The following is a 23,800-nucleotide window of genomic DNA, read 5'->3' as shown; positions in this document are numbered from 1 at the left end:
GACGCATAAAGCATAATACTTTATTTTCGGATTTTCCTATTTCCATGGGTGGTGAATGGATTCATGTTTCTAGTTCAATTTTACCTGAAATTGTTAATGATGCTTCTGTTACTATTACTACCGAAACACGGGGTTATAATAATTCTGATCTAGCTCAAATTTGGGATGGCAATACATTAACAGAGACAACACTTGGTAGTATTGGCAAGTTCCAAGACTTAAAGTTTGTCGGCACTAGTTGGTTGGGTTTTTTTGAAACCTATATATTACCAAGTATTCAAGATAACATTATTTACAATACGCCAATTACGGAAATCGACTATAGCTCAAGTGAATTGATTGTAACGTCATCCAATGGGCTAACATTTACTGCTGATAAAGTCATCGTAGCGGTTCCGGTTAAAATTTTACAAAACGCTGCAATTAGTTTTACTCCTGCACTACCAAATAGTAAGCAACAGGCTATTAATGATGTCGAGGTTTGGGGAGGATTCAAAGCCTTTTTTAAATTCACATCTAAATTTTATGGTGCATATCTAGAATTACCAGATAGCGAAACAGCTCAAGGTCAGCGAGTTTATTATGATGCAGCGTATGCGCAAAATACATCCGATAATATTTTAGGGTTATTTTCTGTAGGTCAACAAGCAGAACAATATCAAAACTTGTCTGGTAATGCGCAACGCGATTATATATTAAATGAATTAGATACCATTTTCGGTAGCAATATAGCAAGTAATGGCTACTTAGACCATATTGTACAAAATTGGAATGCTGAACCTTATGCCCAGGCTGCCTACATAAGTGATCAGGAAAACTGGCAATTAGTGAGGACCCTAGGGCAATCTGTTAATAACAAACTTTATTTTGCAGGAGATGCTTATACCACCGGCGAAGATTGGAGCAGTGTACATGCAGCAGCGCGTTCTGCTAAAAGAGCAGTTGAGGAAATGACTAGTTAATTTCTAAAAATTCCTTATCTTTTCTTTATCAAAATAACGTCTATGGATAAAGAAGCTATTGCCGAATTAATTGACGAAAAACACACCAAACTTATTGATTGGTTAAAACAACAACCCAATGAATACTGGATCGAAGGCCCAGATGGTAAATGGACCACCGGACAGCATACTTTACATTTGTTACAAAGCATAAAGCCGCTCAACAATGCCTTAAGCATGCCAAAATTCTTTTTGCGCTATAAATTTGGAACCGCTAATAGACCTGTAAGAGACTATGACACCATAGTTAAACGTTACAAAGAACGTCTTGAACAAGCTAAGGGAAAAACATATAAGGCCTCTCAGAATATGAAAGTACCACCAGTAAAAGACAAACGCTATATAATAAATAGACTGCAGACTGAAAGCAAAAAGCTTCAATATAAAACCAAAAAGATGAGCGACAAGCATCTAAATAATTTAATCTTACCACATCCTTTAATGGGTAAAATGCCAGTACGTGAAATTATTATGTGGACTGCACACCATGTGGCACATCATACGGAAACTTTAAGAAGCAAATATTAGTCATTCAAATACTCCAAAACATTAGTCTCTATCCGATTTTGAATATCAGAGAGATCAGCCCTTACAAACGTCTCTCCAGTGATATTCTCATAAAGCTCGATATAACGGTCGCTAACCGTCTCAATGTAATCATCGCTCATAACAGGAACCGTTTGCCCTTCTAGCCCTTGAAAACCATTACTTATCAACCACTGACGTACAAACTCTTTGGATAATTGTTTCTGTGCCACTCCTCTATCTTGGCGTTCTTGATAACCCTCTGCGTAGAAATATCGTGAAGAATCCGGTGTGTGGATTTCATCTATTAAAACAATTTCTCCGTCTTTAGTCTTACCAAATTCGTACTTCGTGTCTACCAAGATTAAGCCACGCTCAGCCGCAATTTCGGTGCCGCGCTGAAACAGCTTTCTGGTATAATCCTCAAGAATTGTATAATCTGCTTCCGAAACTATGCCACGTTTTAAAATATCCTCCCTGGAGATATCTTCATCATGATTCCCTTGTTCTGCTTTAGTTGCAGGTGTAATAATAGGCTCAGGAAATTTGTCGTTTTCTTTCATACCTTCTGGCATCGGTACACCACAAAGCATTCGTTTTCCGGCTTTATATTCGCGAGCAGCATGACCAGACATGTACCCTCTTATTACCATTTCGACTTTAAAAGGCTCACACAAATGTCCAATAGCAACGTTAGGATCTGGTGTAGCTTCTAGCCAGTTGGGCACCAAATCCTCGGTATCCTTCATCATTTTAGTAGCTATTTGATTAAGAATTTGACCTTTATATGGAATACCTTTTGGCATCACCACATCGAATGCACTCAATCTATCTGTAGCAATCATCACCAATTGCTTATCGTTTATATTATAAACCTCTCTTACCTTACCCTTGTAAACACTTTTTTGGTTAGGAAAATTAAAATTGGTATCTATTATTGTGTTGCTCATTCTATATTAAAATGTCATTACGAGTCGCCATGGCGAAGTCGTAATCTGTATATATTTAAGTTGTAATTTAGAAAGATTGCCACGTCCTTCGTCCTCGCAATGACAATCCTAATTATATTTATAGGGCTAATCCCTATTCTCTATGCTATTATATGCAGCAATGACCTTTTTCACTAACTTATGACGAATCACATCCTTATCATCGAGATAGACCATGCCAATACCCTCAACATTCTTTAGAACGAGTAATGCTTCCTTTAATCCAGAGATCGTTCTTCGTGGTAAGTCTACCTGACCCGGGTCACCTGTCAATAAAAACTTTGCGTTCATTCCCATTCGGGTTAAAAACATCTTCATCTGTGCATGGGTGGTATTTTGCCCTTCGTCTAAAATCACAAAAGCATTATCTAAAGTACGTCCTCTCATAAATGCCAAAGGCGCTATTTGTATCACACCCTTTTCAATATAGCTGTCTAATTTTTCATGTGGAATCATATCGCGCAAAGCATCATACAAAGGTTGCATATACGGATCTAATTTCTCTTTTAAATCACCTGGTAAAAACCCAAGATTTTCACCAGCTTCCACAGCAGGTCTAGTTAATATAATACGCTTAACTTCTTTGTTTTTTAAAGCTTGTACTGCCAATGCTACACCAGTATAGGTTTTACCAGTACCTGCAGGACCGATGGCAAAGACCATATCGTTCTTACGAATGCTTTCAACTAGTTTTCTTTGATTAACCGTTTGTGCTTTTATCAGTTTACCGCCAACACCATGAACAATCACTTCTCCACTTTTAGCTGACGTAGAATAGTCCTCACTACTGTTACTCGTTAATATACGCTCAATCACGTTTTCGTCAAGTTTATTATACTTTCCAAAATGTTTCATGAGCATCATCATTCGGGTATCGAATTCTTCTAATAGATCCTCATCGCCGTAAGCTTTTATTTTATTACCACGTGCAACGATTTTAAGTTTTGGAAAGTACTTCTTTAGGAGTTCAATATTGGCATTTTGGGCACCGAAGAATTCTTTTGGAGTTATTTCTTCGAGTTCTAGAATAAGTTCGTTCAAAAGGCTACTAAATTTAGTGTGTTAATCTTTTTAGTTTTCTTAGTTTTGTGTGACATAGTTGTACGAACAAATCTAACAATTTTACAACCCCTATTCTAAAAAAAATATCAACAATTATTCCATGGCGATAATCACTTTAACCACTGATTTTGGAGAAAAAGATCACTTTGCCGGTGCGATTAAAGGAGCTATTTACAACGAATTATCTGATGTAAATATTGTTGATGTGTCGCATTCGGTATCGCCATTTAATATTTCTGAGGCAGCCTACATCATTTTAAACGCCTATAGCAGTTTTCCAAAAGGAACCATTCATATTATAGGAATCGACTCAGAGTTAAACCCTGAAAATAAGCATATTGCGGTTAAGTTAGATGACCATTACTTTATATGTGCTAATAACGGTATTATGAGTATGCTTTGTGCCGAAATCGCCCCAGAAAAAATTGTTGAGATTAATATACACGATAAAATAGAGACTAATTTTCCGGTTTTGGATGTTTTTGTAAAGGTAGCCTGTCATATTGCACGAGGTGGCACCTTAGAGATTATCGGAAAAGTTATTAACACTATTAAGCCCATTAAAAATCTTATTCCTTTTGTTAATGATGAAAAAAATCAAATTATTGGTAGCGTTATTTACATAGACAACTACGGTAATGTGGTCACCAATATCACAAAGAAGTTTTTTGAAAATATACAAAAAACCCGTGCTTATGAAATCTCTGCCCGCAACCACAAGTTCAGAAGAATATACAATAGATACAGTGATATTGTGAATTTTGATATTGATGAATCCAAGCGTAATGACGAGGGCAAAGGGCTTGTAGTATTCAACTCATCGGGTTATTTAGAGATTGCTGTCTATAAGAGCAATTGCAGTACTGTTGGTAGTGCCTCTACGTTAATGGGATTGAAGACTATGGATACTGTAACCGTTAATTTTCTGCCCATCCTTAGTCCTTCCCAAAGGGAAGGAAACTCAAGATGATGGAAAAAGAACTAAAATATATTTTCACAACCGTAAGAAAGTCCTTTCCTTTGGAAAGGATTTAGGAAAGGCTTTTAATATTTATGTTAGTAAGAATTGTAAAAATGAGTTTTGAACCTTCTAAAATTGACGAATTCTTGTCTAATTTTGAAGCCAATAAAAACAAAATCCGGAATTTCAGAGGCTGTAATTTTTTAGAATTGTATCGCGATCAAAACAATACAAATATCTTTTTTACGTATAGTTATTGGAAATCATCAGACGATTTGGAAAATTACAGACAGTCAGATTTATTTAAATCGGTTTGGGCAAAAACCAAACCTTTATTCAATGCAAAACCCGAAGCTTGGAGTGTGAATAAGCTAGAGAGTTTAGAATAACGGTTTTTTGAATTTAAACTAAGATATAAATAAGAATGTCATTGCGAGCGGCTTGAACAGCGAAGCTTTAGAGAAGTTGTTAGCGTGGCAATCTCAAATAAAAACATAAAGATTACCACGTGATGCCAAAAAGCATGACTCGTAATGACAGAAACATGGGGATTTAATGCTCGCAATCTTAAAAAAAGAAATAAACACCTTTTTCGCCTCACCAATTGGTTATTTGGTTATAGGCGTGTTTTTGTTACTAAATGGTTTGTTTCTCTGGGTGTTTAAAAGTGAATTCAATATTTTCGACAATGGCATTGCGAGTTTGTCAGCCTTCTTTTTATTGGCACCATGGATTCTTATATTCCTTGTTCCTGCAGTTACCATGCGCAGTTTTAGTGACGAAAAAAAACAAGGGACCTTAGAACTTTTGATTACCAAACCCATTTCCCACTTTCAAATTGTATTGGGCAAATACTTTGGTGCTTTTATACTTATTGTTATTGCCATTATTCCTACACTATTGTATGTATATACAGTCATGAAGTTAGGGAATCCAGAACACAATCTAGATATGGGAAGCACCATAGGTTCATATTTTGGACTATTGTTTTTAATTGCTTCCTATGCGGCCATAGGAGTATTTGCCTCAACACTTTCAGACAATCAAATCGTAACATTTATTATAGCCGTATTTATTTGCTTCTTTATGTATTTTGGCTTTGAAGGTTTGTCTAATTACAATGTATTTGGCAATTTGGTTTATATGGAAAATCTAGGTATGTCGTCACATTACAACAGTATGAGCAGAGGTATTTTAGATACGAGGGATTTAGTTTATTTTATTAGTATAGCGATTGCATTTTTAATATTTACAAAACTCAGGATCCAGAAGCGATGATTATTACACCTTTTTTAGTTGTATCCATGATTGTAGTCTTTGTGCTACTGTTTTTGTTTTTCAATACTGTAGATAAACGTAAGTGGCTAACAGGTTTAATTAGTCTGGTCTTAACGCCTTTTGTGTATTTTTATATGTTTTACCCCTTTGTAAATATTGTTAGCAATTATCACCATCAGAAGTATTTTGATAGTGGTGCTTGGATTGATAAACCAGCCTTGAGGTACGAAATGATTGACGAAACTATAGCATCAGATACCTTAATCGGTCTTTCAAAACATACGATTACCAAACTTTTAGGAAAGCACGAGTGGCTTTCTTGGGATAGTACCCAAAAAGCCCATGATAATAACAAATGGAATTACACGCTTGGTATAGAGCCTGGTGCCTTCAATAACCAAAAGGAATGCATAGAAATCGCGTTTGAAAACGATAAAGTGATTTCGCTTAATCATTATCAAGAAGAAATTACGTTTGAAAACGAAGAAGAAGAAAATGATGAAGAATAAGAATATAACCTACATACTCTTTGTCATTGCAGTCCTAGTGATCATCAATGCAATTTCAAGCCAGTTTTATGGCCGCTATGATTTAACTAAAGATAAGCGCTATACACTTTCTGAGGCTACCAAAAGTTTAGTCCAAGACATAGATGCACCACTTATTATCGATGTTTTCCTTGAAGGCAACTTCCCATCTGAATTTAGATTATTGCGGACCGAAGTACGGCAAATCATTGAGGAATTTCAATTCCAGACCAATAAGATTAAGGTCAATTATATCAACCCAATTGAAGATGAAGCAACGCGCCAACGCAATATTGAAGAGTTAACCAAATCTGGATTAGAACCTTATATTAATACGGACAACAGTACCGGAAAGGTTACTCAAGAACTCATATTCCCTTGGGCATTTGCAAGTTATAAAAACAAAACCGTTAAAATCCCTTTATTAAAAAGAAGTATCACCCAAGGGCTTGACGAGCAAATAAATAATTCGGTACAAGCCCTAGAATATACATTTGCGGATGGCTTTAGTAAACTGCTAAAAGAAAAAACAAAGACCATCGCTTTTTTAAAGGGTAATGGACAGCTTGACGATTTAGATGCTAACGGCAGAATAACAACGCAATACCTCAATGATTTTTTAAAAACCCTACAACCTTATTACAACATTGGTTTTTTCACCTTAGACAGTGTAGCTACCACTCCTACAAAAACATTGAATCAGTTAAAACAATTCGATTTAATCATTTCTGCCAAACCTACTGAAGCATTTACAGAAAACGAAAAGCTAGTTTTAGACCAATACACCATGAATGGTGGAAAAAGTCTTTGGCTTACCGAATCTGTTGTTATGGATAAGGACAGTTTGTACAACGAAAGCGGAAGTGCCGTTTCTACTATTAGAGATCTCAACTTAACCAATTTTTTCTTTAAGTATGGTGTACGGATCAACCCAAGTTTAGTGAAAGATTTATACTCGGCACCAATAATGCTTTCTATTGGCGAGGGTAATCCTTTGCAACCGCTTCAATGGCAATATTCGCCTTTAGCTACCTCAAATTCCAAGCATCCAATCACCAAAAACCTAAATATTGTCAGGTATGATTTTACGAGTCCTATAGATACTTTAAAGAATGCCATAGCCAAAACTATTTTACTGCAAAGTTCACCTAAATCAAAGCTTGAAGGAACGCCAACCATAATTTCATTATCAGACGTCACTAAAGCACCTGAGGAAGCAAGTTTCGATTCAGGTTCTCAAAATTTGGCGGTTTTACTTGAAGGTGAATTTATATCCGTTTTTGATAAAATGGTATTGCCGTTTAAAATGGAAGGTTTTAAATCGAAAAGCACACCTACTAAAATGGCGGTTATTTCTGATGGTGATGTTATTAAAAACAGTGTACGTAGAAATCGACCTATTAAATTAGGACTAGACGAAGTCTCCGGTAGGGTCTATGGCAATACAGAATTTCTACTGAATACAGTAAATTACCTGTTGGACGATACAGGACTTATAAACATTAGAACCAAAGAAATTAGCCTTGCCTACCTAGATTCAGGCAAGACAAAAGAAAGCAAAGGCAAATGGCAGCTTATCAATATAGCCTTGCCACTGGTAATCCTGGGATTTTTTGGGTTTACTTTCAACTACCTTAGGAAGAAAAAATACACCTAGGTTTTGTTAATAAGTTTGTTTTATAAAACCCTACTATTAAGATATATTTGTAGGATAAACTCTAAAGTTAAAAAATACTTATTCAGCGCATGAAATTTATTGTTTCAAGTACATATTTATTAAAACAACTCCAAGTCTTGGGAGGTGTCATCAACAACAGCAATACACTTCCTATTTTAGATAATTTTTTGTTTGAGCTAAGCCAATCGAAATTAACAATTTCTGCAAGCGATCTAGAAACGACTATGTCTTCGACTATTAATGTAGAAAGTGATTCTGAAGGCAGTATTGCTTTGCCTGCACGTCTATTATTAGATACTTTGAAGACCTTTCCTGAACAACCATTGACATTTGTTGTAGAAGATAACAATACGGTTGAAATAAGCTCCAGCCACGGAAAGTACGCTTTGGCTTATGCGGATAGTGCTGAGTTTCCTAATGCGGTATCTGTTGAAGATGCCAGCCAAACTACAATCATGGGAGACATCTTAGCTACTGCTATAAGCAAAACGATTTTTGCTGCTGGTAATGATGATTTAAGACCAGTAATGAGTGGTGTTTTCTTCCAGTTTTCTCAAGACAACTTAACCTTTGTAGCAACCGATGCACATAAATTGGTTAAGTATACAAGAGATGATGTGAAAGCTACGGAATCTGCAGAGTTTATTATGCCAAAGAAACCATTGAACCTTTTAAAGGGAATCTTAGCTGGTAGCGATGAGGATGTGTTAGTGGAGTATAATGAATCTAATGCCAGATTTACATTTGATAATTCAGTATTGATTTGCCGCTTAATTGATGGTAAGTACCCAAATTACGAAGCGGTAATCCCAAGGGAAAATCCTAATAAATTGGTCATTGGAAGAACACAGTTTTTAAATTCTGTACGCCGTGTTAGTATTTTTTCTAACAAAACCACACATCAAATTCGTTTAAAGATTGCTGGTGCGGAATTAAATATCTCAGCAGAAGATATTGATTACAGTAATAAGGCCGAGGAACGTCTGAGTTGTGATTACCAAGGTGATGATATGCAAATAGGTTTTAATTCTCGTTTCTTAACCGAAATGATCAATAACCTAAATTCTGATGATGTACAATTAGAAATGAGTTTACCAAATAGAGCGGGTATCTTAACTCCTATTGATGGTTTGGACGAGGGCGAACACATTACAATGCTCGTAATGCCTGTAATGCTGAATAATTAAGAAAGAAATAACAATATTTACAGATAGAAAAATGCTCATCCAGACAGATGAGCATTTTTTATTACCTCTTTAAAAACTGAAACATCTGTGTGACGGTTCAGTACAAAATAACTAACTAACAAAATTAAGAGATAATGGATAACTTGGTAATTCGCCATTGCTCGCTTTTATAGCGTTAACAATTGGCATTACAAATGCTACAATACCTAATATGATTAATGTAATAATACCTAATCCCAATACCAATATTAATGGGATACTCAAAATACAGTATATAATGATGCTCAACTGAAAGTTTAATATAGCTTTACCATGGGCATCCATACCTTCTACTCTATCCTTTTGCGTAGCCCATATTATTAATGGTACTATTAAACCACCAAATCCTGTAATATAAGTCAATAACTGGGTTAAGTGCGTAATCACTAATAATTGGTTGTCTGTACGTTTGAATGTATGATAATTTGATTCCATGATGTATTTTAATATCAATTATGTGACGTTATTTCATAAAAAATGTTACAAAAAAAGAGTACAGATTTTGTGCTCTTAAAAAAACAATAAAGTAATCGCTAGTTGTCCTGAATATCTTTTCTTTCTTTTTGCTCGTCATAAAGTTTACAAGCACCCCAATTAAAACAATACAAACTAAGGCAAACTCCAATCGTAACCACTAACAAGGACGAATCGTAAACTAGCAGTATTATACTATTAATCATGTTATTGATATTTAATTTAAACATCATAAAAATACATGAAGTTAGGCTTAAGAAATATGGTATTTGTCACATCTTCTTTTTTAATGAAAATCATTTAAAATATACGTAATTCATCGTATTGATTGTATCATATAGTTTTTAGAAGTTTGTTCTAAATACATTACATCATGAAAACCCTATTGCTTTTTTTCTTTTCAATGCTATGCTTTCAAAATACTCAAGCTCAAAAAGTAGATGTCGTAAATGCGCCTAGAAACCCTATTGGTTTTAAGCATAAGAAAGCGCATTTTTTCTTGCGAGGCGATATCTATGCTTCTGCTGGCAAAATTTTTGACAAAGCTGGAAACCTACAATATAATTTTGGGACACGATACTATTATAATAATTCAGGTGAAATAATTGGTAATAATTATGGAGATATTTTTGAATATGATTCCCATGGAAATATTACTAAATTTCAATATCAATCTGGAAGTACAAGTTTGTATAAATTTAATTCTGAAAATTTATTGATTTATGAAAAATCCTCTTATGGTGATGAAAAAACCTATACCTATGATACCCAAGGGAGGCTAATAAAAACATCTATTAGTAAAAATGGTAAGTTAAGTCAAGAACAGAACTTTTCGTATGATAAAAAAAGGGATTCTTTAATTGTTAACATGGAATATACTTATACTAATGGCCGGCGTGGGTTTTTAGCTAAATCGTACTATCTCAATGGATTTCTTGTTAAGGAAATTGTATCATCCGGAACGTATCGTTACAAGGTAAAAGTAGACTCAAAAGGAAACAAAATCGATTTTTATGATATTGATAAGACTAATCCTAAACACTTTGAAACTGTAAATCGCTATTATAGCGATGCACAAAAAAACTTAAACATCGAATATGGTTATCATAAATTAAGTAATAGCAAGTCAGCAAAAAAATCTGCAACCATTTATGTAGATGGTAAACGTTGTACAGATATTGCAATAAGCAAAGGGATAAAACCAAATGAAAAAGTTGTTTATGACGGATTAACACAAACGTACTACTCTGTACCCAACATAATTCCCGAAAATCACACACTAGATACGCGTGTTCCAATATCTACAAAACTATCTGTTGGAAATCCCTATATGAGCTATGCTTATGATGGAAAGTTTATCAATTATATTGATGGATATAATAAAGTGAAGTCTAGAGATTTTGCTTTTTTAGGACCGCATATGATCGATTATCGCATCGATAAATACAGCGGTAGAACATACATTGTAAGGAATTATAAAAACATAAAAGAGAAACCTGTTAAACCAACAGAACTATTAACTACAGATACAACATCAATTCTATATGCGCGTCAGTTAAAGGATGATAACTTTTTTATCGTAGTTAAAGGAAAACATATCGACTATAAAAAAGCAAAGTTTGAATATCTTACTAACGGAGATCCCGTAATTTTTATAGATAATGATCCTAAATACGTTCTAACTGGTTTTCGATTGGCACAAGAAAATGAAGTTTTATTTGGAAGATTGTATAATGGTGAGCTTAATACTTCTGGAGTATCTAACTCAAGTAATATATCTAACAATTTAGAATGTTTAGAAGGAGATTGCAAAGAGGGTTGGGGAAAAATAAAAGTAGGAGATATCATAACGCAAGCTACATTCAATAATGGCGCAATCGATGGTCTAGCCTACATTAACTACCCAGAAAATTCTTTTTTTCACGGAGAATATAAAAACAACCTAAGAGATGGGGTAGGTTATTATAAATGGAGTAATGGCAATAGTTACATTGGGCATTGGGAAAATGGCAAGCAACATGGTCTTGGCGTTAGATTCGACAAAAATGATAACGTAATCGAAGCTGGTCGTTTTGAAAATGGCACTCTAGTAGAAGATCAATCAGAATCCTATAATAACAATATAAAAAATGGCAATTGTTTAGGCAATTGTAGCAATGGTTTTGGTAAATACACCTACTCTAACGGTGATTCCTATCTCGGCTTTTTTAAAAACAATCAACGTTTTAGTATTGGTTATTATTTATGGATGAACAATAGTTCTTATCTGGGCACTTATACTAGTGATGGCAAACGAAACGGTTATGGTATTTATACTTACGTAGATACCTCAGTATTTAGAGGCCTATTTTTTGATGATAAAATTGCTGGACTTGGTATTATGAAATACGCTAAGTCTGGGAATAGTGTTAAAGGAGTTTTTAACAATAAAGGTGCGAAAATAAGAGACTTTTAAACGATCAGGATATAGATTATTCACCAATACAAGAAGTAAAATTATAGAATATATGTTGTCAACCCAACATCAATAATTCAATATTAATTTAGCGCTTAATTGAAAGTTCAAATTTGATTTGATGATTATTTTAGTTAACACCTATATGATATGATTTCACTAAAGTGTTACAAAAAAAGAGCACAAAATATGTGCTCTTAAAAAAAAACAATAAAGTATTTACTAGCTGTCTTGAGGATCTTCTTCCTTCTTCTTGCCCGTCATAAAATTTACGAGCACCCCAATTAGAATAATACAAACTAGGGCAAAGAGTCCAATCATAACCACTCCCATGGACCAATCATAAACTAGCGAAATTATGGCATTAATCATATGATGAATATTTATTTTAGACTTTGTAAAAATACATCAAGTCAAAACGAATAAACATGATAAATATCAGATTAGAGATAAAAATTGAACTCACTCCCTAATATAAGAAGTGAGTTTTTAAAGCTAATAACACTATAGCTTCAAATCATGAAACGCTCAAAACAATACAAAAGAGTTTGTATTAATCAACTCGCAATTCTCATATCATTAAAATCATCATAAATCTCTTTGCAACCATAGCCAACAATATAGAACGATTGATTTGTGTTTTTAGAATTCATAAGTAATTCTCTTAAAACCGAAAGTCCTGTGACATCAATTTCATTTACTTTTCCTATGTTTATGGTTACCTGCTCGTTGCTTAACATAAGTGCATCCACATGCATCTTAAATGATTGAGCTGTAGCGTTATTAATTGCACCTTCTAACTCAAAAACGCCATTGTTTTCTTTAATCTGTAATGCCATAACTTTATTATTTTAGGTTAATATTCTTATTTAGTTTTTTAATAAATTTTGATTTCTATGTCCTGGATTGTCCTTGTACCAATCCTTAAAATCTTGACCCCCTGAGATTGCCCAATTATTAAAATAGTTATAGGCATCATAGATTTTAACAGACTCTTTTGGAACTTTAAAATCGTGAATTATACTTATTGCCCATGGGTAGCCATTGTTTGAAATATAATTACCATTTGGATCGTTATTATGACCTTCAACCTCAACTAAGCTTTCGCCTAAACTAGTAGCATTTCTGTAGGGCAGGTGGATTTCATTTTCTCTAACTTTATTAGCTATAATAAATGGATTAAATGGAGCCGCACCAAGTGTTTCTGTTGTGATTGGATTATTTAAGATTATCGAAATTGTGGTTTCGTTCGTTAAGTTACCTGCATCATCCGTTAAGATAACCACCGCTCTGTCTTGGTTTGCCTCTGTTCCATTTGCATTAAGGGTAATATAATTTTCTGTATATATAGTTCCTACTACATTTTCTATCTGATTACTTGTCAGGCCTTCTATTTCTATTCCTACACCATTGGTATAACCTGCAAGGTTAGATTTCACTTTACAGATAAGGTCGACTTGTACAGCTAAGTTATCGGAGTTTAGGATGGCTATCGCTTTATAGTTTAATGCCATATCATTGAAGTCGTAATCTCCATTAGAAGGCCATAAATCTTCAAAAGCAATAGTACCTGTTCCGTATTTACTTGGTGTAAACATTTCGAATGCCTTATCTGCCTCTTCTGGAAAGGCATCTTCAGAATCTACAATACCATCACCATCTGTATCTGTCGTATCTGGTGTGTCAGAGAAAATTCTAAATGTTGTTAGATCATTTATGCGTCTACCAAAATTTGTACCGTTGCCTGCATTTGCGCCATAAACATATTGCCATCCTCCGGTTACAGTATCCATGATGATTAAATTACCATCAGTATTGGCGTCTGCCAGCCATAAATCACCATTAGAATCTATAGTCATTGATGTAGGCGTAAAAGGTAAATTATCGGCACTCAATCGTATAGCATCATAACTTGAGCCGTTGAATTCACATCTATATAGTCCAGAAAATGAAGCTAAATATAACGTACCATCATTTTCATCAAATTTTAAATCCCCTCCAGTTAAATTGTGTATACCATTTACATCCCACTCGTTTAAAACCTGCCCAGTTAAAGGGTCTATTGTTCTTATGTAATCCTTATTCGAAAAATATAATAAGTTGTCATTTATATTGTAATCCAATCTTGGACCACCAAAGTTCATATTCGCAACTGTTGACCATTCGCCAGTTTGAATATCGTATTTCATTAAGGGATGTGGACTTGATCTCCCAATAGAATATAGCACCAGATGCTCTTGATCAATTGCAGCAGTGTAACTTCCCATTGGCATTTCTGACAAGTATGTGGAAGAACCATCTAGAGGATCTACTTGGAATAAATCGCCTTCTCCATTAACGCAAAACAAATAATCCTTAACCCCATTCTTTGCTAAATCTGTAATGTTTCTCCCCGGCGTATCTTGATACATATAGTTAACTTCGTCATTTACAACACTAACTAATTCCCCTGAGTATCTTAAATTATCATTTCTTCTAATATAAACCTCCGTACAATACATTGGTAGGGTTATTGACTGTTCTAAGATTCCATTTTTTGTTACTCCTTTTAAAACTTGTTTATTTATAATATCATCCCTATATACATCTTCTGTTACTGTTTCATCTGACTCATTAAGATAAGTCTGTGTGCCAGCAAAGTAAGAATCATTTGATGTGACAAACACTTCATAAATAGCGTTAGAGTTATCATTAATTTTTATACTAACTTTTCGATGTGTACGGTAATCAAATCCTTCTGGTATGTTTATCGTATTTACCGTATTATTTTCTGTAGTTGCTTCGTTTTCTACATCTGGTTTAGCACAAGCACTTAATGCTAGTAGTATGATGATGCTTGTATATTTTATTACATGTTTCATAATCCTTACTTTATTTGTCATTAATAGATTTGTAGTTTCTAGTGATAAAATTAAAATGTCTTTGAAAAGATTTTTTAAATATTCTTTCTTAAGGCTTTCCTCTTAGATAGATAACCATTTAGTGTCGACGAGCTGTAAAAATGATTTAGCTTAAGCTTTAGGTATATAGGAAAATACCCTCTTGGATAGATTATATGATTGGGCTGGAAGCTATTTTCTTTAGGTATTCCGTGACTGAAAATAGACTTTGATAAAAGGTTGGTTTTACTGCTTTGTTTCCCTTCTCTATCTTATTTAAGGCAATTATTGTTTCTTGGTGCTGTACGTACGTTTTCAAAACCTCTAATATTTCGAAATTGTCCAATCCAACAATAAAACCCAAATACTTTAAGTTGAACTGATTGTTCATGTATCTGGCACCAGCCCTAACGGAAGCAGTATTTAACTTCTTTCTTTTGGTATTTACAACATTTGTATTGTTGCAATGTTCTGCAATCTCTGTGAGAACTTCAAAAACTTGCTCATTGCTGCTATTGCAAACCAAACATATTTTAACATCAGCCATAGCATTAATGGATGTTATAAAATATTCTTTGAGTACTTCGCTATCGAAAGTATTAAACACTATAATAAGACCTACATACATAATTCAACAATTTTCAACGCTTTACAGTATATAATTAAGCAGCTCTTTTTGCACGTTCCCAATTAACCGATTGGTTGTTGCCCATAAATCTGAAAAAACCAAGAACAACGGATAAATTCATAATAAAAAAATAGTACGGTACAAATAAGACTTTTATTCGTGTAGCATTATTCTCAAGCGTCCAACCTAAAAAGGCTGCCATATACATGGTTATTTGTAACCAAAAGAACACATTATAAAATCCTAAACTATAGAAACCTTCATTTGATGCTAAAACCACAGAAACGGGAATTAACAATAAAAGACACAGTGGTGTTAAAGTCCAGCGCAATACCCGGTGCGAAATATATTGAAAGGACAACATCCCATACTTGAAGATATTTAATAGTGATCTCAATCTAATGACGGATTGAATGCCACCAGCCGAAATTCTAATTTTTCGCTTTAATTCTTCCTTTACATTTTCTGAAGCGGTTTCAATTGCATAAGCTTCAGGGTTATATTGAATGATATAACCTTTTTGAGCTACCCTAAGTGAAATTATAAAATCATCTAAAATTGTGTCTTGTTCTACTTCATTATACAATTCCGTTCTAATGGCAAATAACTCTCCTGCTGCGCCAACGGCAGAATAGAGTTCTGCATCCCACTTTTTTAATGTAGATTCATACTTCCAGTACAAGCCTTCACCCGCTCCTGCTGCTGCATCACTACATTTATTTACAATGCGTTTCTCTCCAGAAACACAGCCTACTTTTTCGTCATTAAAACAATTTACAATATGCATTATTGAATCTTGCCCTAATTTTGTATTTGCATCACTAAAAACCACCAAAGGTGTCTTTACATAAGGCATTACCCGATTCATAGCATTGATCTTGCCTTTTCGTTCATCCTGATGAAAAAGCTGAACATCTTTATAACGTTCTAAGCGTATATTTGTACCATCGTTAGAGCCATCCGTAACCCAAACTATTTTCAATTTATCCTTTGGATAATTGAGAGACATAGTGTTTTCCATTTTCTGATGTACATAGTCGCTTTCATTATATGCAGGTATCATGAGTGTTACTTCTGGTAGATCATTAGAAGCAACATTAACACTCACTTTTTTTGAAAATAAGCGCTTAAGTTTTACTAAACCATACAAGAGCATACCATAACCTAAATAGGTATACACGATAATAAATAATAATATCCAGAATAGTATTTTTAAAGTTTCCATAACGATGATTTTGATGTAAAATTAGTTGGCTTATTAATGTGTTTTTTAATAATTCTTTATTCAGGCTAACAGTGTAGGTAAAGCACCATTTAGTGTCGACAGACGGCAAATTGTTGTCTTGGTGCGGTTAATAGCTTACTTTTTCCCATTTTTCTGTTTCGAAATTATACTGTTTTAATACTATAGCAGGATTACCAGCAGCTACAGCATATTGAGGAATATCTTTGGTTACTACGCTTCCTGCCGCAACAATAGAGTGTTTACCTACGGTTACTCCTGGTACAATAACTACATTAGCACCAATCCAAGATTCGTCTTCAATAACAATAGGTTTGGTAGAAACACCTTGTTCGTGAATTGGGGAATCTATATCTTGATAATTATGATTTAAACCAGATAGTACCACGTTTTGAGCTAATCTTACATCATTACCTACGCTTACAGGACCAATGATGGTATTACTCAATCCAATACGTGTTCTATCGCCAATAATAACATCTCCTACACCATTGTTTACAGCCGAAAAATCTTCGATGGTTGATGCTTCTCCTAAGCTAAATTTATTCCATGGTACAACATCTAATCTAGTGCGCCTTCTTATGCATGATTTTTTTCCTCTTCTGTGAATAAAAGGGTTTACGAACCACTTTATCCATAATCTTGGTCTTGCTTGATTGGGGATTAAAATTGACCAATGTGCTAATTGCTTTAGCTTGCTATTCGATTTTATTTTTGCTACTAATTCCATTTTTGCTTTTGTTTTAAAGTTGATTCCATTGCCGTGTAAATAGCCTTAACACTATTTTTCCAAGTATGTGTATTGGCAAAATCTATTTGTGCTTTTGCTTTAGTTATAGAATGCTCCGTTAAAGCTTTATCAATAAGTCTTACATAATCTCCTTTGGTTTGTCCTAAATACACAAAGTCCTTAAACATTTGCATGGCTTTTGTTTCGGTAGCCACAACAGGTTTTCCCATGGCTAAGTATTCATCTATTTTTCTTGGATAATTTCCTATGGTGATTTCATTGACTACTTGAGGATTTATAGCCACATCAAATCCTTTAATATAAGATGCTAATTGGTCTGCTGGTTTGTTACCAAAAAAGTGTACATTTTGCAATTGATGTAAACTAGATTGCCTAAAAGCTATATCTTCTGGACCCACTAAAACAATGTTCCAATCTGGTCTTTGGGAAGCGATAAACTCTAATAGTTCTATATCCAATCGTAATGTGGTAAGCGATCCTACATAACCAATCACTGGACCATGAATAGCATTGAATTCTTTAGGGATAGCAATGCTGTTATCACTATCATTAAACATGCTAACATCGCAACCCTGACCAACCATAACACTGTTTCGGTTGTATTTAGAAGTATAGTCTACATAATATTCCGAATTGTTAACGACGACGTCAGCATTCTCAATCACATCTGGTTCTATGCGCTCACCATGTTTTTTCCAATAAGGGACTTTAACCAGATTGTCTCTAACATAGTACATGTATAGTTCTGGTTGTAACAACTCTTTTAAATGAAGCCCTAAAAACATGGAGCTATCATTAAATAACAAGACATCCTTAAAGCCTAATCGGTTGACTGCATCTTTGATGTTATTTGCAAACAGCTTCGCATTACGCTTATTGAAAAGTTTATATAGCTCATGTGAATTGATCCAATTGATAGACTCTACAAGTGTTTTTGGATATAAATTCCACAGATTAGCGTCTATCTTTTCAATATCTGAAAGCTGCTCTTTTGAAATCTTAATACGCTTTTGAACACCTTCTTTATGCTTTTGCTTATATCTGGTAATTCTATCCATAGGTGGATTTACGTAAAGTACACGGTTATCTTTAGCAAACTCCAAAGCAATATTTTTGCAATTGCTCCCTATTTCAATATCCCATGGTTGAATTCCTACGATAATTATGTCTTTTCCTTTTATCATGGTTTCTAGATGTTTTTGTTATTAAATTGTTTGTAAACGCCTAATACTTTCTTTGCCGCTTTTTCCCAAGAAAAATTGGTATATTGTTCAAACCCTTTTTCTATAAGTTGATTTTTATAAGCTTCATTTGAACGTACTTTTACTATGGCTTTATAGATACTTTCTGTGTTTTTTGGATCTACCAAACATGCAGCATCACCAGCAACTTCTGGCATCGAAGATGTGTTTGAGGTAATTACAGGAACACCACAAGCCATAGCTTCTATAATTGGAATCCCGAAGCCTTCTCGTAACGATGGAAATAAGAACAACTCCGACAAACTAAACAGTACAGGTAAATCTTTATCTGCGACATATCCAGTCAATATTATTTTACCGCTTAACGCTTCTTCTAAACTAATGGCCTTTAAAATCGCATTTAGTTTAGCTTCATTAAACCCGACAAGAACCAACTTTAGGTCTTCTGAAAATTCACTGATATATCTATAAAAAGCTTTTAAAACTCGTGCTGTGTTTTTTCGAGGATCTGTATTTCCAATATGCAATAAAAAGTGTTCTGGTAGGTTATATTTTTGCTTTACCTCAGCTTTTACATTATTGTCAATTACAGCTTTAAAATTCTCGTTTACACCATTATGTACAGTTTGTATTTTGGTGTGATCTAATTGGTAGATATTTGAAATGTTTTGTTTTTCAAAGTTGGAAACCGTGATAAGTTGATCGCTCTTCTTAACTATACTGTTAACGATTAACCTTCTGTAAAGGTTTCCTATTTTTTGATACCAGGATGCACTACTTACCAGCTGTTTTAGCACATTCCCTTCTTTAAAAATAACATCGTGAAGCGTAGTCACTAATGGCATTTGTAGCGTTAAAGGTGCCGTATTACTTGTGCAGTGTAACACATCGCAATTATAGGCCTTAGCTAGTTTTGGTAGTTTGAATTGTTCCCATATTGGATATGGACCACCGTCAACCTCAACGATATGAAAATTCTCTGTATTAGAGATTACTTTGTTATCTGCATCGGGTTTAACAAAAATGAAATACTCATTCTCTTTGTCTAAGACTTGCAAGTTTTTAATTAACTCAAGAGCAACTCTGTCCATACCATGTTTGTGCGGACGAAATAAACGTTGTGCTTCTATACCAATTCTCATCTTCTTAACTTTTAACGACACCATGTGATGTATGAATAAACTTAGTGTTGGCACCCTTTAAGTTGAAAAGCAGGTAGAACATTCTTAAGAAAGCTGATGGGATCGAAACCATTGCTTTTAGAGTTGCCATATTGTAAAACGATCTAGGCAATGCCAATACAAAAGCGACAACCAAAAGTGTAAGATTTACTAACCATAAATGGCTAGATACGTATGTTTCGATATTGAATCCGAAGTCTAATAGCCCATACACTAGTGTTGTTATCGCTGTAATTCCTAACAGTAAAATTCTTGGTGGTACTATCATCTGAAACACCTTATCGAAGAAGTTTATATTTCCATTTGAAAATAATTCCCTAAATCCGGTTTTGTAATACTTTTTTAAGTACACAAATTGGGTTGCTAACCAACGTCTTCTCTGTTTTGAAAAGCCTGATGATTTTTGAACTTTTTCGTCTAAAACCACCGTATATTGAAGGTATTCTATAGTGATATTCTTTTTAGCCAATTCAAATTCCAACTCTTTATCAAATCCACCAACGGCTGTGATCTTTTTCATGATTGACTTAAACAATTGGTATTCAAAGCCCATACCCGAACCAATTAATCCAGAAGACAATCCAAAGGCACTGTGCCCTCTCCTGTATACATGATTGTTTATTTCTTCACTAGCTGCATCTAAAATGGCAAAAGGTGTATTTAGATTTTTAGCTTTTCTGTGTGCTTGTACAACACGATAACCATTTTTAAAAGCGGTGTTCATTTTGGCTAAAAAATGAGGTTCCATGATGTTATCAGCATCGAGCACTATAGCATAATCGTAAGCTTTATCTGCATCTAACATTGCGGCATTTAAGGCCTTAGCCTTCGTACTATTTTCGAAACTGACTTCAACCACTTTTATAGGTAACTTTCGAAGTTCATCTAAGGTTATAACTTGTAATGAATCTGCAATAACAATAACATCAAAAAAGCTTGGAGGATACTGTTGTAACAATGCATTTTTTGCGACATCTACAATAACTGCATCTTCCTTGTAAGCAGGAATAAATACTGCTATTTTGCTAAGTTCATTATTAGTATTTTGTTTACGTTTTTTATAGGTATGTCCTGCAATAGCAAATACCAAAACATATAAACACGATAGGGTAAAGTAAGTAACAAATGCTAGCTCTATTCCTTGTACCGCGTATTGAAATATTAGACTTAGGGTTTCCATTTTTGTAATCTTTTGAGTGAATGATTAATTTGATCTAACTGCTAGTTCTCTATTTTTAAACTTGTTAACTACAGTTCTTAGTTTCAGGGCAGCTTCTCTTATAAAAGGCAGATATTTTCCACTTTTAATGTTATATGTGAAAGATTCAGACTCATATATCATTTTAAAGTTTTCTGTACAAAACACGGGCTTCTTTGTAAGCTTGTTAATCTCGATAGCCTGACCTAAATCGCTCTCTACAAACAAATTGTATTTACTGTTTTTATACTCATTGGCTTTATGGCTACCATGACAATTCGCTTTCTGTCTTGCCTTCATATCTGGTAAGTCTAGCATCACCAATTTATCGTACTTGATTCCATGATTTTTCAACCAAGTTTCAGTTTCGGTTCTGTACTTCTCTAATCGCGATGTTACCAGTGTTCCTATTTTACTTCCAGGGATATATAAAGGTGCTGCATTTAATAAGAAAGAAACATAGTTTGTACCATCATCATTTTGCGCTTTGGTTGGATCTACACAAAGTACACCGTCAATATCAAAACAGGCTTTGTCTAATGTAGAATGGTTAAAGATATTCCACTGAAAGTAACGTGGAGTCGCTACAGTTTCTAAAGCAAAATCAACTGTCTTTTCTTTTTCTGGAGTGGCATACACCACACAGTATTTAAACTCAAATTGAGATGCTAAATGTGCTAAGCTTTCCTTACACTCGGCCAATGCAGAACCAGAAGCAATACTATCGTCTACAACTAAGATCTTTTTATACTCCGAAGCCTCAAAGAACTGTCTTCTAGCACCAGCCTTATACACAAATCCGTTAATAAAGGAGTGGATATCTGTGTAAGGTAAATTGAGATACAATGCCAATAAATTTGCAGGTAACATGCCGCTTCTTGGTATACCGACTATTAAATCTATATCTCTAGGTATGACCTGAAGCCTTCTTAAAATCGTTTCATTTAAATCGCTAATACTTCTATAATTCATGACTAAATTTTTATCTGTTTTTTAATATTTTATTTTTATCTAATTGTGGTGAAATGAACATGAACACCATAGTGACATACATAAGCATTCCCGTGGGCATTTGTCCAAAAACGCCATTACCATAGGATGCCATCATAATGCCTGCCATACCACAGGTAATTGCTGTTATCTGTATTTTTAGATTGTGATCTTTTAGCTTAAACATGACATTTCGGGCTCCAGAAACAAGAATGAAAAATAGCATAAACAAGTAATAAACCAATCCTACCACGCCTGTATCTGCCCATATCATTACATACCAACTATCTGTTGCTGTGTTTGCTAAAAAACTGTGTGGCGTAAAGCGCTGTCCCCAGTTTCCTGTGGCTCCTACTCCACCACCAAAAGGTCTTGAAGCTAAGTAACCCTTTAACTTTTTTTGGTTGGCCAAACGTACTTGTAATGAAGCTTCATTAGGATCGAATGCTGTACGCATTCTTCGTATTTCTGCATTGCCTTGTCCTATGGTGGTGTGTGCAAAAAACACATACACACCAATACCTAAAATGGCACCTAGAATAAGAACTTTAATATTCTTACGAAGAATCAAAAACATAAAACCTCCTATGGCTGGAACAGCAATAGCACCTCTGGTTCCTGAGATAATCATACCCAAAAACCCCGCTAATGCTACACTAGCAAAAAATACCCTTAGCTTAAAACTCGATTTTTTGAATAGGGCCAAAATACCAAATACAACACCTGCATGGGCTTGGGAAGCTCCATATTGTCCTGCATCAGAATAAAAAGAGAACACTCTTAGTTTTCCGAAAAGTACATGAGTTTCGGCACCACCCATATCTAACCAACGCTGCTCAAAAGGATCAACTCCAAATTGAAATTGTTGCAATCCCTTTAATGTACCTATGACCGAAAGAATTCCCCAAATGACAAAAAAGTTATTTAAGTCTTTTCGCTTGTTAAAAATCATAAACAATAATGGAATAGCTAAAAACTGGTACAATCCAACACCACGCATGGCATAAAACCAAGCTTCTCTGCTTAACACTTCTGGATTTCCTAACTGTAAAAACACATAAGCCATCCATATACTAACCACTAGGGTTAAGCTCGACTTTATCTTAAACCATGGCAGTTTTACGGCAAATCCTTTAAAGAACAATGCTATATATATTAATACAAGAAGGGCATCTATAGTTAATCCCCATGGCGCTTGTACATATCGTGATGCACCAATAGCAAAAAAGCCCAAAACGATGAGTATATAAATCCCTATTTTTGGGGTTTTGAATATGGTATAAACCAGAGCAGTAACAAGGAACAAACCCATACAAAGGGCAAAACCCATAACTTCGGCTTTAATGATAACAAGCCCAAAAACACTCAATAGTGCAATAAGTATAATAGCACTATTGAGATTGGTAACTCGCATAGAGCCTGAGTTATTTTCAAAAGGGTTAATATGGTTTTTAAATGTGTTCATTGTTTGTTTTGAAAAACTTAACTAACTGGTTTATTTTACATTACAAACATAGAGCCTATACGGAGAGATGTAGGTTAGATTTCGATA

At 34.5% G+C, this 23,800-nt stretch carries 22 protein-coding genes; 9 read left to right on the top strand and 13 right to left on the bottom strand.

Annotated elements, in window-relative coordinates; translation table 11 throughout:
* Together Q0972_RS01880 and Q0972_RS01875 are read left to right on the top strand one after the other, a co-directional pair.
* Positions 1-962: FAD-dependent oxidoreductase (locus Q0972_RS01880; RefSeq protein WP_299361872.1), on the top strand; the 962-nt coding region annotated here is incomplete at its 5' end.
* A 42-nt stretch (positions 963-1,004) separates the two neighbouring features.
* Positions 1,005-1,529 carry a DinB family protein gene (locus Q0972_RS01875; RefSeq protein WP_299361870.1) on the top strand — a complete coding sequence of 175 codons (525 nt, stop codon included), beginning with the start codon at positions 1,005-1,007 and terminating at the stop codon, positions 1,527-1,529.
* Here Q0972_RS01875 and Q0972_RS01870 read toward each other — a convergent pair.
* Both Q0972_RS01870 and Q0972_RS01865 read right to left on the bottom strand, forming a co-directional pair.
* Positions 1,526-2,476 carry a phosphoribosylaminoimidazolesuccinocarboxamide synthase gene (locus Q0972_RS01870; RefSeq protein ID WP_299361867.1) on the bottom strand — a complete coding sequence of 317 codons (951 nt, stop codon included), beginning with the start codon at positions 2,474-2,476 and terminating at the stop codon, positions 1,526-1,528. The two genes, Q0972_RS01875 and Q0972_RS01870, sit on opposite strands and share 4 nt — an antisense overlap.
* Before the next feature lie 126 nt (positions 2,477-2,602).
* Entirely contained in the window at positions 2,603-3,556 is a 954-nt protein-coding gene (locus Q0972_RS01865) for a PhoH family protein (protein WP_299361866.1), read from the bottom strand.
* Positions 3,557-3,677: 121 nt separating this feature from the next.
* Here Q0972_RS01865 and Q0972_RS01860 point away from each other — a divergent pair, with 121 nt between their 5' ends.
* The 6 genes from Q0972_RS01860 to dnaN all read left to right on the top strand — a co-directional run bounded on the left by Q0972_RS01860 (position 3,678) and on the right by dnaN (position 9,208).
* The gene (locus tag Q0972_RS01860) at positions 3,678-4,547 is read left to right on the top strand and encodes an SAM-dependent chlorinase/fluorinase (RefSeq protein ID WP_299361863.1); all 870 of its coding nucleotides are present in this window, start codon (positions 3,678-3,680) and stop codon (positions 4,545-4,547) included.
* Positions 4,548-4,630: 83 nt separating this feature from the next.
* Positions 4,631-4,927 carry a putative quinol monooxygenase gene (locus Q0972_RS01855; protein ID WP_299361860.1) on the top strand — a complete coding sequence of 99 codons (297 nt, stop codon included), beginning with the start codon at positions 4,631-4,633 and terminating at the stop codon, positions 4,925-4,927.
* A gap of 166 nt (positions 4,928-5,093) precedes the next feature.
* On the top strand, positions 5,094-5,816 hold the full coding sequence (gene gldF / locus Q0972_RS01850) for a gliding motility-associated ABC transporter permease subunit GldF (RefSeq protein ID WP_299361858.1): 723 nt from the start codon (positions 5,094-5,096) through the stop codon (positions 5,814-5,816).
* Complete coding sequence (locus Q0972_RS01845) at positions 5,813-6,325, top strand: hypothetical protein (RefSeq protein WP_299361855.1); 513 nt, start codon at positions 5,813-5,815, stop codon at positions 6,323-6,325. Before gldF ends, Q0972_RS01845 begins: the two co-directional genes overlap by 4 nt.
* Entirely contained in the window at positions 6,291-8,000 is a 1,710-nt protein-coding gene (gldG, locus tag Q0972_RS01840; protein ID WP_367182387.1) for a gliding motility-associated ABC transporter substrate-binding protein GldG, read from the top strand. The genes Q0972_RS01845 and gldG overlap by 35 nt, the downstream gene beginning before the upstream one ends.
* Positions 8,001-8,089: 89 nt before the next feature.
* Positions 8,090-9,208, top strand: coding sequence for a DNA polymerase III subunit beta (gene dnaN / locus Q0972_RS01835; RefSeq protein ID WP_299361853.1), 1,119 nt, complete (start codon positions 8,090-8,092; stop codon positions 9,206-9,208).
* Positions 9,209-9,319: 111 nt separating this feature from the next.
* On the opposite strand, the gene Q0972_RS01830 is transcribed toward dnaN, so the two are convergent.
* On the bottom strand, positions 9,320-9,682 hold the full coding sequence (locus Q0972_RS01830; RefSeq protein ID WP_299361851.1) for a DUF4870 domain-containing protein: 363 nt from the start codon (positions 9,680-9,682) through the stop codon (positions 9,320-9,322).
* A gap of 412 nt (positions 9,683-10,094) precedes the next feature.
* Between Q0972_RS01830 and Q0972_RS01825 the strand changes: the two genes are divergently transcribed.
* A complete protein-coding gene (locus Q0972_RS01825) occupies positions 10,095-12,176 on the top strand; it encodes an MORN motif precursor (RefSeq protein ID WP_299361849.1) in 2,082 nt (693 codons plus the stop codon).
* Positions 12,177-12,733: 557 nt separating this feature from the next.
* On the opposite strand, the gene Q0972_RS01820 is transcribed toward Q0972_RS01825, so the two are convergent.
* The 10 genes from Q0972_RS01820 to Q0972_RS01775 form a co-directional block, all read right to left on the bottom strand.
* Positions 12,734-13,015 (bottom strand): STAS domain-containing protein, encoded by a 282-nt coding sequence (locus Q0972_RS01820; protein WP_299361846.1) that lies wholly within the window; start codon positions 13,013-13,015, stop codon positions 12,734-12,736.
* 30 nt (positions 13,016-13,045) lie between these two features.
* Positions 13,046-15,037, bottom strand: coding sequence for an LruC domain-containing protein (locus Q0972_RS01815; RefSeq protein WP_299361843.1), 1,992 nt, complete (start codon positions 15,035-15,037; stop codon positions 13,046-13,048).
* 190 nt (positions 15,038-15,227) lie between these two features.
* On the bottom strand, positions 15,228-15,683 hold the full coding sequence (locus tag Q0972_RS01810) for a hypothetical protein (protein ID WP_299361841.1): 456 nt from the start codon (positions 15,681-15,683) through the stop codon (positions 15,228-15,230).
* A gap of 34 nt (positions 15,684-15,717) precedes the next feature.
* Positions 15,718-16,908 (bottom strand): glycosyltransferase family 2 protein, encoded by a 1,191-nt coding sequence (locus Q0972_RS01805; protein ID WP_299361839.1) that lies wholly within the window; start codon positions 16,906-16,908, stop codon positions 15,718-15,720.
* Positions 16,909-17,035: 127 nt separating this feature from the next.
* Positions 17,036-17,656 carry an acyltransferase gene (locus tag Q0972_RS01800; protein WP_299361836.1) on the bottom strand — a complete coding sequence of 207 codons (621 nt, stop codon included), beginning with the start codon at positions 17,654-17,656 and terminating at the stop codon, positions 17,036-17,038.
* Positions 17,647-18,861 (bottom strand): glycosyltransferase, encoded by a 1,215-nt coding sequence (locus Q0972_RS01795; RefSeq protein WP_299361835.1) that lies wholly within the window; start codon positions 18,859-18,861, stop codon positions 17,647-17,649. The genes Q0972_RS01800 and Q0972_RS01795 overlap by 10 nt, the downstream gene beginning before the upstream one ends.
* Positions 18,862-18,866: 5 nt before the next feature.
* Complete coding sequence (locus tag Q0972_RS01790) at positions 18,867-20,021, bottom strand: glycosyltransferase family 1 protein (protein WP_299361833.1); 1,155 nt, start codon at positions 20,019-20,021, stop codon at positions 18,867-18,869.
* A gap of 4 nt (positions 20,022-20,025) precedes the next feature.
* A complete protein-coding gene (locus Q0972_RS01785; RefSeq protein WP_299361831.1) occupies positions 20,026-21,240 on the bottom strand; it encodes a glycosyltransferase family 2 protein in 1,215 nt (404 codons plus the stop codon).
* Between the two features lie 24 nt (positions 21,241-21,264).
* Positions 21,265-22,230, bottom strand: a complete 966-nt coding sequence (locus tag Q0972_RS01780) for a phosphoribosyltransferase family protein (protein ID WP_299361829.1) — start codon at positions 22,228-22,230, stop codon at positions 21,265-21,267.
* Positions 22,231-22,240: 10 nt separating this feature from the next.
* Positions 22,241-23,713 (bottom strand): O-antigen ligase family protein, encoded by a 1,473-nt coding sequence (locus Q0972_RS01775; protein ID WP_299361827.1) that lies wholly within the window; start codon positions 23,711-23,713, stop codon positions 22,241-22,243.
* Positions 23,714-23,800: the final 87 nt, after the last annotated feature.

Origin of the sequence: Winogradskyella sp. (genome assembly GCF_028282165.1) — a bacterium.
Lineage (GTDB): Bacteria > Bacteroidota > Bacteroidia > Flavobacteriales > Flavobacteriaceae > Winogradskyella.
The sequence above is the reverse complement of the archived record's forward strand: the minus strand, read 5'-3'. Positions and strand labels throughout refer to the sequence as shown.